Annotated in this window: 13 protein-coding genes; 11 read left to right on the forward strand and 2 right to left on the reverse strand. The window is 54.5% G+C overall.

All coding sequences use genetic code 11. From position 1 onward, the window contains the following. Nucleotides 1–15 precede the first annotated feature (15 nt). Nucleotides 16–231: a 50S ribosomal protein L31 gene (gene rpmE / locus FDW95_RS22475; RefSeq protein WP_096758811.1), complete on the reverse strand. Its 216-nt coding sequence runs from the start codon at nt 229–231 to the stop codon at nt 16–18. Between the two features lie 332 nt (nt 232–563). Between rpmE and priA the strand changes: the two genes are divergently transcribed. From priA to rraA, 7 genes are all read left to right on the forward strand, one after another. Beyond that, nucleotides 564–2,762, forward strand: a complete 2,199-nt coding sequence (gene priA / locus FDW95_RS22480; protein WP_115259756.1) for a primosomal protein N' — start codon at nt 564–566, stop codon at nt 2,760–2,762. A gap of 156 nt (nt 2,763–2,918) precedes the next feature. Continuing rightward, the gene (cytR, locus tag FDW95_RS22485; protein WP_115259757.1) at nt 2,919–3,944 is read left to right on the forward strand and encodes a DNA-binding transcriptional regulator CytR; all 1,026 of its coding nucleotides are present in this window, start codon (nt 2,919–2,921) and stop codon (nt 3,942–3,944) included. 93 nt (nt 3,945–4,037) lie between these two features. Beyond that, nucleotides 4,038–5,003: a cell division protein FtsN gene (gene ftsN, locus FDW95_RS22490; protein ID WP_115259758.1), complete on the forward strand. Its 966-nt coding sequence runs from the start codon at nt 4,038–4,040 to the stop codon at nt 5,001–5,003. A gap of 92 nt (nt 5,004–5,095) precedes the next feature. Next, on the forward strand, nt 5,096–5,626 hold the full coding sequence (gene hslV, locus FDW95_RS22495) for an ATP-dependent protease subunit HslV (RefSeq protein WP_003028805.1): 531 nt from the start codon (nt 5,096–5,098) through the stop codon (nt 5,624–5,626). Nucleotides 5,627–5,635: 9 nt separating this feature from the next. After that, nucleotides 5,636–6,967 (forward strand): HslU--HslV peptidase ATPase subunit, encoded by a 1,332-nt coding sequence (gene hslU / locus FDW95_RS22500; protein WP_096758815.1) that lies wholly within the window; start codon nt 5,636–5,638, stop codon nt 6,965–6,967. A gap of 67 nt (nt 6,968–7,034) precedes the next feature. Continuing rightward, on the forward strand, nt 7,035–7,964 hold the full coding sequence (menA, locus tag FDW95_RS22505) for a 1,4-dihydroxy-2-naphthoate polyprenyltransferase (RefSeq protein WP_115259759.1): 930 nt from the start codon (nt 7,035–7,037) through the stop codon (nt 7,962–7,964). Nucleotides 7,965–8,056: 92 nt separating this feature from the next. Next, nucleotides 8,057–8,542: a ribonuclease E activity regulator RraA gene (rraA, locus tag FDW95_RS22510; protein ID WP_115259760.1), complete on the forward strand. Its 486-nt coding sequence runs from the start codon at nt 8,057–8,059 to the stop codon at nt 8,540–8,542. 217 nt (nt 8,543–8,759) lie between these two features. Here rraA and zapB read toward each other — a convergent pair whose 3' ends face one another. After that, the gene (gene zapB, locus FDW95_RS22515; RefSeq protein ID WP_115259761.1) at nt 8,760–9,005 is read right to left on the reverse strand and encodes a septal ring assembly protein ZapB; all 246 of its coding nucleotides are present in this window, start codon (nt 9,003–9,005) and stop codon (nt 8,760–8,762) included. Nucleotides 9,006–9,433: 428 nt separating this feature from the next. On the opposite strand from zapB, the gene FDW95_RS22520 reads away from it, so the two are divergent. The 4 genes from FDW95_RS22520 to fpr all read left to right on the forward strand — a co-directional run bounded on the left by FDW95_RS22520 (nt 9,434) and on the right by fpr (nt 13,839). Further along, nucleotides 9,434–10,279, forward strand: a complete 846-nt coding sequence (locus FDW95_RS22520) for an MIP/aquaporin family protein (RefSeq protein ID WP_115259762.1) — start codon at nt 9,434–9,436, stop codon at nt 10,277–10,279. Between the two features lie 21 nt (nt 10,280–10,300). Continuing rightward, the gene (glpK, locus tag FDW95_RS22525) at nt 10,301–11,809 is read left to right on the forward strand and encodes a glycerol kinase GlpK (RefSeq protein ID WP_115259763.1); all 1,509 of its coding nucleotides are present in this window, start codon (nt 10,301–10,303) and stop codon (nt 11,807–11,809) included. 177 nt (nt 11,810–11,986) lie between these two features. Next, nucleotides 11,987–12,997, forward strand: coding sequence for a class II fructose-bisphosphatase (glpX, locus tag FDW95_RS22530; RefSeq protein ID WP_096758822.1), 1,011 nt, complete (start codon nt 11,987–11,989; stop codon nt 12,995–12,997). Between the two features lie 95 nt (nt 12,998–13,092). After that, on the forward strand, nt 13,093–13,839 hold the full coding sequence (gene fpr, locus FDW95_RS22535; protein WP_096758823.1) for a ferredoxin--NADP(+) reductase: 747 nt from the start codon (nt 13,093–13,095) through the stop codon (nt 13,837–13,839). Nucleotides 13,840–13,885: the final 46 nt, after the last annotated feature.

Raw genomic sequence — 13,885 nt, forward strand, 5'->3', positions numbered from 1 at the left:
CCGACAGCAAAAAACTTATTTGCTGGTACCCGGTACGCTGAAACGCTTGTTGAAGCGGTCAACACGGCCACCGGTAGCAACATCACGCTGTTTGCCAGTATAGAACGGGTGGCATTTACCGCACACGTCGAGGTTCAGATCGTGACCAACGGTAGAGCGGATTTTCATGACGTTACCGCAAGAGCAGTTTGCAGTAATTTCTTCGTATTTCGGATGAATATCTTTTTTCATGGGGAGAACCTCAGTTAAGGCCGCGTCGCTCTTCCAGCCCTAACGCCAGACACCACGCGATGTTAATTATTCCCCGTCACCTTTCACACTGCTGATGCGTTGCCTGCGTTCACTCACTCTGGTCACATAGTTCACTATGCTCCCAGAGATTCGCTCGCTTGCCGCCTTCCAGCCGCGCGAAACTCTCGGGTAATGGTCAGTATTTGACGCAATCAATTTGCATCAAAGGCGGCGAATCATACAGAAATTAGCCTGCTCATGCAAACTGATCCGCATTCCGCTCCTCACTAATGTGTATACTAACCCGCCAGAATTCAAGTCAGGATGATTCAATGCCCGTTGCTCACGTTGCCTTACCCGTCCCGCTACCCCGCACCTTTGACTACCTCTTACCGGAAGGTATGAGCGCCAAAGCCGGGTGTCGCGTGCGTGTACCCTTTGGCAAACAGCAAGAACGCATTGGCATTGTCCTGTCAGTTAGCGAGAACAGCGAACTGCCGCGGAGCGAACTAAAAGCGGTCATTGAGGTGCTGGACAGCGAACCGGTCTATTCGACCTCCGTCTGGCGCTTACTGCTGTGGGCCGCAGATTATTACCATCATCCCATTGGTGACGTGCTGTTTCACGCCCTGCCGATGCTACTGCGCCAGGGGCGTCCCGCCACCAACACGCCAATGTGGTACTGGTTTGCCACCGAAGAAGGCCATGCCACTGACCTGAACAACCTGAAACGCTCACCGAAGCAGCAGCAGGCGCTGGCAGCACTGCGACAGGGAAAAATCTGGCGGGATCAGGTGGCCGACCTCGAATTTAATGATGCGGCATTGCAGGCGCTACGCAAAAAAGGTCTGTGCTCCCTGGCAAGCGAAACGCCTGGATTCAGTGACTGGCGCACGCACTACGCCGTCTCTGGCGAGCGTTTAAGGCTGAATACCGAACAAGCCACCGCCGTTGGAGCTATTCACAGCGCATCGGACAGCTTTAGCGCCTGGCTACTCGCCGGCGTCACAGGCTCTGGCAAAACGGAAGTCTATTTAAGCGTACTGGAAAACGTCCTCGCTCAGGGCAAGCAGGCGCTGGTGATGGTGCCGGAAATAGGCCTGACGCCGCAAACCATCGCCCGCTTTCGTGAACGCTTCAATGCTCCGGTCGAAGTCCTGCACTCTGGTTTAAATGACAGCGAACGTCTTTCTGCATGGCTGAAAGCAAAAAACGGTGAAGCAGCAATTGTCATCGGTACCCGCTCATCGCTGTTCACCCCGTTTAAAAACCTCGGCGTAATTGTCATCGACGAAGAACATGACAGCTCCTATAAACAGCAGGAAGGCTGGCGCTATCACGCCCGCGACCTGGCGGTTTACCGTGCGCACAGCGAGCAGATCCCGATTATCCTCGGCTCAGCCACACCGGCGCTGGAAACGCTGTGCAACGTACGACAAAAAAAATATCGCATGTTGCGCCTGACGCGTCGCGCCGGAAATGCCCGTCCTGCGACGCAGCACGTGCTGGATCTGAAAGGTCAGCAGGTACAGGCCGGACTGGCCCCGGCGCTGATCGCCCGCATGCGTCAGCATCTGCAGGCTGATAACCAGGTTATCTTGTTTCTTAATCGCCGGGGTTTTGCCCCTGCGTTGTTGTGCCACGACTGCGGCTGGATTGCTGAATGTCCACGCTGCGATCACTACTACACGCTGCATCAGGCGCAGCATCATCTGCGCTGCCACCACTGCGACAGCCAGCGCCCGATACCGCGTCAGTGCCCCTCCTGCGGCTCTACGCATATGGTACCGGTTGGACTCGGCACCGAGCAGCTCGAACAGGCCTTAGCGCCGTTCTTTCCCGGCGTGCCGATTTCACGTATCGATCGCGATACCACCAGCCGTAAAGGGGCGCTTGAGCAGCATCTGGCGGAGGTCCATCGCGGCGGAGCACGCATTCTTATCGGGACGCAAATGTTGGCGAAAGGCCACCACTTCCCGGACGTCACGCTGGTGGCGCTGCTGGATGTGGATGGGGCATTATTCTCTGCTGACTTTCGCTCTGCAGAGCGCTTTGCCCAGCTCTATACCCAGGTATCTGGGCGCGCAGGACGTGCCGGGAAACAGGGCGAAGTGGTATTGCAGACGCATCACCCTGAACATCCGTTGCTGCAAACCTTATTGCATAAAGGCTATGACGCCTTTGCCGAGCAGGCACTGGCCGAGCGACAAACGTTGCAGCTTCCACCGTGGACCAGCCACGTGATCGTGCGGGCAGAAGATCACAACAACCAGCAGGCACCGCTGTTTTTACAACAGTTACGTAATCTGATTCAGGCCAGCCCGCTGGCCGACGATAAGCTGTGGGTATTGGGCCCGGTTCCCGCGCTGGCCCCCAAACGTGGCGGTCGCTATCGCTGGCAAATTTTGTTGCAACATCCGTCACGAATTCGACTGCAGCATATCGTCAGCGGCACGCTGGCGTTGATCAATACCCTGCCCGAAGCACGCAAGGTCAAATGGGTGCTGGATGTCGATCCCATTGAGGGATAAGCCCTCATGATGCGAGGCGGATCGTAAAATTAAATATCCATCACACTTTTTATGAAAATTCTGTAACTGCTTCGATTCACTATCTGATAAAAATGTTTCAGATGAAGGTTACCCAGGGACAGAGCTGCACCAGCAGCGCCCTGGCGAGGAGAAAGAGTGAAACCGAACAAGCAGGTCACTGCCGCAACGATGAAAGATGTTGCCCTGAAGGCGAAGGTCTCCACGGCAACCGTTTCCCGTGCATTGATGAATCCAGACAAAGTCTCTCAGTCAACCCGTAACAAGGTTGAGCAGGCCGCTCTGGAAGTAGGATATTTACCGCAGTCAATGGGCCGCAACGTTAAGCGTAATGAATCACGTACCATCCTGGTCATCGTCCCGGATATTTGCGATCCCTTTTTCAGCGAAGTCATTCGCGGCATTGAAGTCACCGCCGCCGAGCAGGGTTATCTGGTGCTGATCGGCGATTGCGCGCATCAGAACCAGCAGGAAAAGACCTTTCTTAACCTCATTATTACCAAGCAAATTGACGGCATGGTGCTGCTCAGCTCACGCCTGCCATTTGATGCCAGCGTAGAAGAACAGCGCAATTTACCGCCGATGGTGATGTCCAATGAGTTCGCGCCTGAGCTGGAACTGCCCACCGTTCACATTGATAACCTCACCGCCGCCTTTAACGCGATGAACTATCTGCTGGAGTTGGGGCACAAACGCATCGGCTGTATCGCCGGACCAGAAGATATGCCACTGTGCCACTATCGCCTGCAAGGTTACGTTCAGGCGTTACGTCGCAGTGGGATTACCGTCGATCCGCATTTTATTGCGCGCGGCGATTTTACCTACGAAGCGGGGGCTAACGCGCTAAAACAACTGCTTGAACAGCCTCAACCACCGACAGCCGTCTTTTGCCACAGCGACGTCATGGCGCTGGGCGCACTTTCCTACGCCAAACGCCAGGGACTGAAAGTGCCTGACGACCTGTCGATTATTGGCTTTGATAACATTTCACTGACGGAATATTGTGATCCACCGCTGACAACTGTCGCACAGCCGCGTTTCGATATCGGACGTGAGGCTATGCTGTTACTGCTCGATCAACTCCAGGGGCAAAATGTCAGCAGCGGGTCACGTTTACTGGACTGTGAACTCATTATTCGGGGCACCACCCAGGCACTGACGTAAAGTAAAGTGCTTTCGGACTCCCCTGTCTGGTCAAAGGCCCGCCGCTTAAGTAACATGGCGGGCTGACGAACGAATAAATACAGCGAAACGATAGTGGCACAACGAGATTATGTACGTCGCGGCCAACCGGCACCTTCGCGGCGCAAAAAGAGCACCTCACGGAATAAGCAACGCAATACGCCTGCGGTTTCACCCGCGATGGTCGCTATTGCAGCAGCCGTACTCGTGACCTTTATCGGTGGTCTGTACTTCATTACGCATCACAAGAAAGAAGAGTCCGAGACGCTGCAAAACCAGAAAGTTACCGGCAATGGCATTCCGCCGAAGCCGGAGGAACGCTGGCGATACATCAAAGAGCTGGAAAGCCGTCAACCAGGCGTGCGTGCACCAACCGAACCCTCTGCGGGCGGTGAAGTGCTGAATGCCGATCAGCTGACCAATGAGCAGCGCCAGTTGCTGGCGCAAATGCAGGCTGATATGCGTCAGCAGCCTACTCAGCTCAACGAAGTTCCGTGGAATGAGCAAACGCCTGCGCAGCGCCAGCAAACGCTGCAGCGTCAGCGTCAGGTGCAGCAACAGCAATGGAGCAACGCGCAGCAGCAGGCTCAGCAGCCACGCCCTCGGGCAACGGAGCAGCCTCAGCAGCAGCAAACGCGTACCGCACAAGCCGCGCCGGTGCAGCAACCTCGTCAAACGCAGCCCAAACCTGCGGCCCAACAGCCATACCAGGATCTGCTGCAGACGCCTGCACATACCGCTGCCGCTCAGCCGAAGACGCAGCCAGCAGCACCGATTACCGAAGTGCCGAAGCAGACTGCTGAGAAAAAAGATGAGCGCCGCTGGATGGTGCAGTGTGGGTCGTTTAAAGGGGCTGAACAGGCAGAAACCGTGCGTGCACAGCTGGCTTTTGAGGGCTTTAACTCCCGTATTACCACCAACAACGGCTGGAATCGCGTGGTTATTGGCCCACTCAAAGGCAAAGAAAACGCTGACAACACCATCAGCCGTTTGAAAGTAGCGGGTCACACAAACTGTATTCGACTGTCTGCCGGGGGTTGAAACCCCCAAAATCCCCCCCATCTATACTTGCATTACGCCCCGTACATCTGTGCGGGGCCTGAATTCCGTATTTGTAACCAAGGGGTCTGCTCGTGACAACAATAGTAAGCGTACGCCGTAACGGCCATGTGGTAATCGCCGGTGATGGTCAGGCCACACTGGGTAACACCGTAATGAAAGGCAACGTGAAAAAAGTCCGCCGTCTGTACAACGACAAAGTCATCGCGGGCTTTGCGGGCGGCACTGCGGATGCATTCACGCTGTTTGAACTGTTTGAACGCAAACTTGAAATGCATCAGGGTCACCTGGTGAAAGCTGCCGTTGAGCTGGCGAAGGACTGGCGTACCGACCGTATGCTGCGCAAACTCGAAGCGCTGCTGGCTGTTGCCGATGAAACTGCATCACTCATCATTACCGGTAATGGCGATGTCATTCAGCCAGAAAACGATCTGATTGCCATCGGCTCCGGCGGTCCCTACGCCCAGGCTGCGGCACGTGCTCTGCTTGAAAACACCGAGCTTGGCGCCCGCGAGATTGCTGAGAAAGCGTTGGATATTGCAGGGGATATCTGCATTTATACCAACCACTTCCATACCATCGAAGAATTGAACTCCAAAGCGTAAGGATCCCCCATGTCTGAAATGACCCCACGCGAAATTGTCAGCGAACTGAACAAACACATCATCGGCCAGGATAACGCCAAGCGTTCCGTGGCGATTGCTCTGCGTAACCGCTGGCGCCGCATGCAGCTCGACGAAGAGCTGCGCCATGAAGTTACGCCAAAAAACATTCTGATGATTGGCCCAACCGGCGTCGGTAAAACCGAAATCGCCCGTCGTCTGGCAAAACTAGCCAACGCACCGTTTATCAAAGTTGAAGCCACGAAATTCACCGAAGTCGGCTATGTGGGTAAGGAAGTTGACTCCATCATCCGCGATCTGACCGATGCTGCCATTAAAATGGTCCGCGTCCAGGCGATCGAGAAAAACCGCTTCCGCGCCGAAGAAATGGCGGAAGAACGTATTCTCGACGTACTGATCCCACCAGCTAAAAATAACTGGGGACAGTCTGAACAGCCTCAGGAACCTTCCGCTGCACGTCAGGCATTCCGTAAAAAACTGCGTGAAGGCCAACTGGACGACAAAGAGATTGAAATTGATCTCGCCGCTGCGCCGATGGGCGTAGAAATTATGGCACCTCCTGGCATGGAAGAGATGACCAGCCAGCTGCAGTCCATGTTCCAGAACCTGGGCGGCCAGAAACAAAAACCGCGTAAGCTGAAAATCAAAGAAGCCATGAAGCTGTTGATTGAAGAAGAAGCGGCGAAGCTGGTAAACCCGGAAGAACTGAAGCAAGACGCTATCGACGCCGTTGAGCAGCACGGGATCGTGTTTATCGACGAAATCGACAAAATCTGTAAGCGCGGTGAATCCTCCGGTCCGGACGTGTCCCGTGAAGGCGTGCAGCGCGACCTGCTGCCGCTGGTCGAAGGCTGCACCGTCTCGACCAAGCACGGCATGGTGAAAACAGATCACATTCTGTTTATCGCTTCCGGCGCGTTCCAGGTGGCGAAACCGTCCGACCTGATCCCGGAACTGCAGGGTCGTCTGCCAATTCGTGTAGAATTGCAGGCACTGACCACCAGCGATTTCGAGCGTATCCTGACTGAGCCTAACGCCTCCATCACCGTCCAGTACAAAGCACTGATGGCAACTGAGGGCGTTAATATTGAGTTCACGGAAGATGGCATTAAGCGCATCGCTCAGGCCGCCTGGCAGGTCAACGAAACCACCGAGAACATCGGTGCCCGTCGTCTGCACACCGTACTTGAGCGTCTGATGGAAGACATTTCCTATGATGCGAGCGATTTAAACGGCCAAAGCATCACAATTGATGCCGAATATGTGAGCAAACATCTGGATGCGCTGGTCGCAGATGAAGATCTGAGCCGTTTTATCCTATAATCGCGTTCAATGCATTTTCATCACTGTTGATGGGGCTGATTAAGCCCCATTTTTATTGGCGCTAAATATGACTGAACAACAACAAATTAGCCGCTCACAAGCCTGGCTGGAAAGTTTACGACCTAAGACCTTACCGCTCGCCTTCGCGGCGATCATCGTCGGTACGGCATTAGCATGGTGGCAAGGGTATTTCGATCCGCTGGTGGCTCTGCTGGCATTGATAACGGCGGGGCTGCTGCAAATCCTGTCCAATCTCGCAAACGACTATGGCGATGCTGTCAAAGGCAGCGACAAGCCTGACCGCATTGGACCGCTACGTGGCATGCAAAAAGGGGTGATCACCCAACAGCAGATGAAGCGCGCCTTAATGGTCACCGTGGCCTTAATTTGCCTGTCCGGCCTGGCACTAGTGGCGGTGGCCTGCCACACGATGGCTGATTTTGTCGGCTTCCTGGTGCTCGGTGGCTTGTCGATTATCGCGGCGATCACCTATACCGTCGGCAATCGCCCCTATGGCTACATCGGCCTCGGTGATATTTCCGTGCTGGTTTTCTTCGGCTGGCTGAGCGTGATGGGCGGTTGGTATTTGCAGGCCCATACGCTGATCCCCGCGCTAATCCTGCCAGCCACCGCCTGCGGTCTGCTGGCTACCGCCGTGCTCAACGTCAATAACCTGCGTGATATCAACAGCGACAGGGAGAACGGTAAAAACACGCTGGTGGTGCGTCTGGGGGCCGTGAATGCACGTCGTTACCATGCCTGCCTGCTGATGGGGACGCTGGTTTGCCTGGCGCTGTTTAATCTGTTTTCGCTGCAAAGTCTGTGGGGATGGCTGTTCATCCTGGCCGCTCCGCTGCTGATTAAGCAGGCGCGATACGTAATGCGTGAAATGGATCCGGCAGCAATGCGTCCGATGCTGGAACGCACCGTAAAAGCGGCACTGTTAACTAACCTGCTGTTTGTGGTTGGAATTTTCCTAAGCCAGTGGTCTGTTTAACTGACAAATATCAATTAACAATTGATGATTTTGCCAACAGTACACATAGCGCGATATACTAAAAATTCTCGCAGCAACTGAACGTTGAGCCTATGAAATACGATACATCCGAGCTTTGTGACATCTACCAGGAAGATGTCAACGTCGTGGAACCACTGTTCTCTAACTTTGGGGGACGGTCGTCGTTTGGCGGACAAATCACCACGGTAAAATGTTTCGAGGACAACGGGTTGCTGTACGATCTGCTCGAACAAAATGGCCGTGGTCGCATTCTGCTGGTCGATGGCGGCGGCTCTGTCCGTCGTGCGCTGGTTGATGCCGAACTGGCGCGGCTGGCCGTACAGAATGAATGGGAAGGTCTGGTCATCTACGGTTCAGTACGCCAGGTAGACGATCTGGAAGAACTGGACATCGGTATCCAGGCAATTGCCGCTATTCCGGTGGGTGCCGCAGGTGAAGGCATTGGAGAAAGCGATGTGCGCGTCAACTTCGGTGGCGTGACGTTCTTCTCCGGCGACCACCTGTACGCCGACAATACCGGGATGATCCTCTCCGAAGACCCGCTCGATATCGAGTAATCGAAAAAGGCACCTTACGGTGCCTTTTTTATGCGTTATCGCCGATCGCCGGATGGCGGCTTGCGCCTTATCCGGCCTACACGCAGAGCCAATTACGCGAGAGATTTCGTGTTGTAGCAAGGCGGCAAACGAAGATATCCCCAGGAGCGTAGTAAACTACGTGACTGGGGTAGCTGAGCACAGCCAACGCTGCTACGGCGCGAAAGATAAAGCGTAATTAGACTTCTTCCATACGCCCCAGGAGAGCATGCAGACGATCCTGCCAGCCGCTCTGCTGTTCTTTCAGGCTGTTGTTCTCACGCTCCAGCTCTTCACGCTGCTGCTGTGCAGACTGAACTTCCTGCGACAGTGAGTTGTTTTTTTCTTTCAGCTCTTCGATTTCCATCTGCAACAGCGTGATGGTATCAATCGCCTGCTGTACTTTTGCTTCCAGTTTCTCAAACACTTCTAATGACATCGTCATACCTCTCCTGAATTGCAAGGCGTTGATGGATAAAAATCCTCGTCCCGATAACGGTGACGCCTTAATAAAAACGCGCGTTCTCTACTTAGCACCGATTGTATGAAGCCGCGCCATCCCTGTCCAGCAGCATCCCGCGTAGATTGCGGTTTGCAACACTTTTAATCCTTGTCCTGGCGACAAACACCCTATAGCTCAAAAGTGTTAACATATTGGTTAATGAAATGATTCAGCTCACACTAGTTATGTATTACAAATACCTCGTTATGGCGCGAAAACGCTCATTTTGTTGATGCAGCACACACATTTTAATTTCGATATTTCTCGTTTTTGCTCGTTAACGATAAATTAACAGTGTGCCTACCGGGCTCCGGGGATGTCAGTGACCTTCTCGCACACAATAAACATTAATCTCTCTTCAGGATCCGATTATGAGTCAAACATCAACCTTGAAAGGCCAGTGCATTGCTGAATTCCTCGGTACCGGGTTGTTGATTTTCTTCGGTGTGGGCTGTGTTGCTGCACTCAAAGTCGCTGGGGCGACTTTTGGGCAGTGGGAAATCAGTATCATCTGGGGTCTGGGGGTAGCGATGGCTATCTATCTGACGGCAGGCGTTTCTGGTGCACACCTGAATCCGGCGGTCACAATCGCACTTTGGCTGTTTGCCTGCTTTGATAAGCGTAAAGTCGTACCTTTTATCATTTCACAAATTGCCGGCGCCTTTTGCGCAGCGGCTTTGGTTTACGGGCTTTATTACAATCTTTTCATCGATTTCGAACAAACCAACCATATCGTGCGCGGTAGCGCTGAAAGCCTCAATCTGGCAGGGACATTCTCAACATATCCAAACCCGCATATCAATTTTGTGCAGGCCTTCGCAGTTGAAATGGTCATTACCGCTATTCTGATGGGGCTGATTTTGGCACTGACCGACGATGGTAACGGTGTGCCACGTGGTCCACTGGCGCCGCTGCTGATCGGTTTATTGATCGCAGTTATTGGTGCCTCTATGGGACCACTGACCGGTTTTGCAATGAACCCGGCACGTGACTTCGGACCGAAACTCTTCGCCTGGATGGCTGGATGGGGTGAGATTGCCTTCACGGGCGGTCGCGATATTCCTTACTTCCTGGTACCGGTGTTTGGCCCGATTACCGGCACGATTTTGGGCGCATGGGCATATCGCAAACTGATTGGTCGCCATTTGCCGTGCGATGTCTGCGCGATTGAAGAGAAAGACGTCGCGGCCAACACTCAACAAAAAGCTTCGCAGTAATGTGACTACGGGACAAAAATCATGACTGAAAAAAAATATATCGTTGCGCTCGACCAGGGCACTACCAGCTCCCGCGCGGTCGTAATGGACCACGATGCAAATATTGTTAGCGTTTCACAACGCGAATTCGAGCAAATCTACCCGAAAGCCGGTTGGGTAGAACACGACCCGATGGAAATTTGGGCGACTCAAAGCTCTACGCTGGTAGAAGTGCTGGCGAAAGCCGATATCAGTTCCGACGAAATTGCCGCGATCGGGATTACCAACCAGCGCGAAACCACCATCGTCTGGGAGCGTGAAACCGGTAAACCTATCTATAACGCCATTGTCTGGCAGTGTCGTCGTACCGCGGATATTTGCGAGAAACTTAAGCGCGACGGTATGGAAGACTATGTCCGTAACAACACCGGGCTGGTCATTGACCCGTACTTCTCTGGCACCAAAGTGAAGTGGATCCTCGACCACGTAGAGGGCTCGCGTGAGCGCGCTCGTCGCGGCGAACTGTTGTTTGGTACCGTGGACACCTGGCTTATCTGGAAAATGACTCAGGGGCGCGTACACGTAACGGATTACACCAACGCCTCACGTACCATGCTGTTCAACATCCATACCCTGGACTGGGACGACAAAATGCTGGACGCACTGGACGTCCCGCGTGCCATGCTGCCGGAAGTGCGTCGTTCTTCTGAAGTCTACGGTCAGATCAACATTGGCGGTAAAGGCGGCACGCGTATTCCTATCTCGGGTATCGCGGGTGACCAGCAGGCCGCACTGTTCGGTCAGCTGTGCGTGAAAGAAGGGATGGCGAAAAACACCTACGGCACCGGCTGCTTCATGCTGATGAATACCGGCGAGAAAGCCGTGAAGTCTGAAAACGGGCTGCTGACCACCATCGCCTGCGGTCCGACCGGGGAAGTAAACTATGCGCTGGAAGGCGCGGTGTTTATGGCCGGCGCATCCATTCAGTGGCTGCGTGATGAAATGAAACTCATCAGCGATGCGTTCGACTCCGAATACTTCGCCACCAAAGTGAAGGACACCAACGGTGTGTACGTCGTTCCGGCATTCACCGGTCTGGGTGCGCCGTATTGGGACCCGTATGCGCGTGGTGCCATCTTTGGCCTGACCCGTGGCGTTAACTCCAACCACATCATCCGTGCAACGCTTGAGTCTATCGCTTATCAGACCCGTGACGTGCTGGAAGCAATGCAGGCCGACTCCGGTATTCGTCTGCACGCGCTGCGTGTCGACGGTGGCGCGGTCGCCAACAACTTCCTGATGCAGTTCCAGTCCGACATTCTTGGCACCCGCGTAGAGCGCCCGGAAGTCCGTGAAGTGACTGCACTGGGTGCCGCATACCTGGCAGGTCTGGCCGTTGGCTTCTGGCAAAACCTGGATGAACTGCAGGAAAAAGCGGTCATCGAGCGTGAATTCCGCCCGGGCATCGAAACCACCGAACGTAACTTCCGTTACAGCGGCTGGAAAAAAGCGGTTAAACGCGCCCTGGCGTGGGAAGACCACGAAGAGTAACCCGTCATTGCCGGATGGCACGGCCTACTGATACGAATCTGACGTAGGCCGGATAAGACGCGTTAGCGTCGCCATCCGGCAATATCTTCGTGCGGGGCAATCCCGCACACACATCAATAATCCCGCCCTCTCCCCTGTGCTACACTTCGCGCCATTCCTTTCTGCTACGAGTTTGCAATGAGACGAGAACTTGCCATTGAATTTTCACGCGTAACCGAAGCGGCAGCGCTGGCTGGCTATAAATGGCTGGGACGCGGCGATAAAAATACCGCCGACGGCGCAGCGGTGCACGCCATGCGTATTATGCTCAACCAGGTCAATATTGACGGCACCATCGTGATTGGCGAAGGTGAAATTGATGAAGCGCCGATGCTGTTTATCGGTGAGAAAGTCGGTACCGGTCACGGCGATGCCGTAGACATTGCGGTCGACCCTATCGAAGGTACGCGCATGACGGCAATGGGCCAGGCGAATGCGCTGGCGGTCCTCGCAGTTGGTGACAAAGGCTGTTTCCTCAACGCGCCAGATATGTACATGGAGAAGTTGATTGTCGGCCCTGGCGCCAAAGGGGCTATCGACCTGAACCTGCCGCTGGAAACAAACCTACGTAATGTCGCCGCCGCACTCAACAAGCCGCTCGGCGATCTGACCGTGACGATTCTGGCCAAACCTCGCCACGATGAGGTGATCGCAGAGATGGCGAAGCTTGGCGTTCGCGTGTTCGCCATTCCCGATGGCGACGTCGCAGCCTCCATTCTGACCTGTATGCCAGACAGCGAAGTTGACGTGCTGTACGGCATTGGCGGCGCACCGGAAGGTGTCGTTTCTGCCGCCGTCATCCGCGCGCTGGACGGCGACATGCAGGGTCGTTTGCTGGCACGTCATGACGTCAAAGGCGACAGCGAAGAAAACCGCCGTATCGGCGAACAGGAACTGGCCCGCTGCCAGGCGATGGGCATTGAAGCCGGTAAAGCGCTGCGTCTGGACGAAATGGCACGTAGCGATAACGTTATCTTCTCCGCCACCGGGATCACCAAAGGTGATCTGTTGGATGGAATCAGCCGTAAGGGCAATATCGCCACCACCGAAACGCTGCTGATCCGCGGCAAGTCGCGCACGATCCGTCGTATTCAATCCATCCACTACCTTGATCGCAAAGATCCTGATGTGCAGGCGCATATCCTGTAACAAATTTGTTTGATTGAGCCTTCCAGTCCTTCGGGGCTGGAAATCTTTCGTGCAACGAACGAAGATAAGGCAATCAAAGCAGACAGGAGGACACCATGGCAGATTGGGTAACAGGCAAAGTCACTAAGGTACAGAACTGGACCGACGCCCTGTTTAGTTTGACCGTGCGCGCACCGGTTCTCCCCTTCACTGCGGGTCAGTTCACCAAGCTTGGTCTGGAGATCGACGGCGAACGCGTCCAGCGCGCCTATTCCTACGTGAATGCACCAGACAACCCCGATTTAGAGTTTTATCTGGTGACAGTGCCTGACGGGAAGCTGAGTCCACGTCTGGCCGCGCTAAAACCTGGCGATGACGTACAGGTGGTCAGTGAAGCCGCGGGGTTCTTTGTGCTGGATGAAGTCCCCGATTGCGATACGCTGTGGATGCTGGCAACCGGCACGGCGATCGGCCCGTACTTATCCATTCTGCAACTGGGCAAAGATGTCGATCGCTTTAAAAATCTGGTGCTGGTCCATGCTGCCCGTTATGCCGCCGATTTAAGCTACCTGCCGCTGATGCAGGCGCTGGAAAAGCGTTACGAAGGGAAATTACGTATTCAGACCGTCGTCAGCCGTGAAACAGCTGCAGGTTCGCTTACTGGCCGCGTTCCCGCACTGATTGAAAGCGGTGAGCTGGAAAAAGCAGTCGGTCTGCCGATGGATACCGCCACCAGCCATGTGATGCTCTGTGGGAACCCACAGATGGTACGCGATACCCAGCAGTTGCTGAAAGATACCCGGCAGATGACCAAACACCTGCGTCGCCGACCGGGCCATATGACCGCTGAGCATTACTGGTAAGGGTGTTTGCCTGAAGTCACTTTTGCCGGATGGTGGCTTCGCCTTA

This window comes from Citrobacter sp. wls718 (assembly GCF_005280945.1).
Classification (GTDB): Bacteria; Pseudomonadota; Gammaproteobacteria; order Enterobacterales; family Enterobacteriaceae; genus Citrobacter; species Citrobacter gillenii.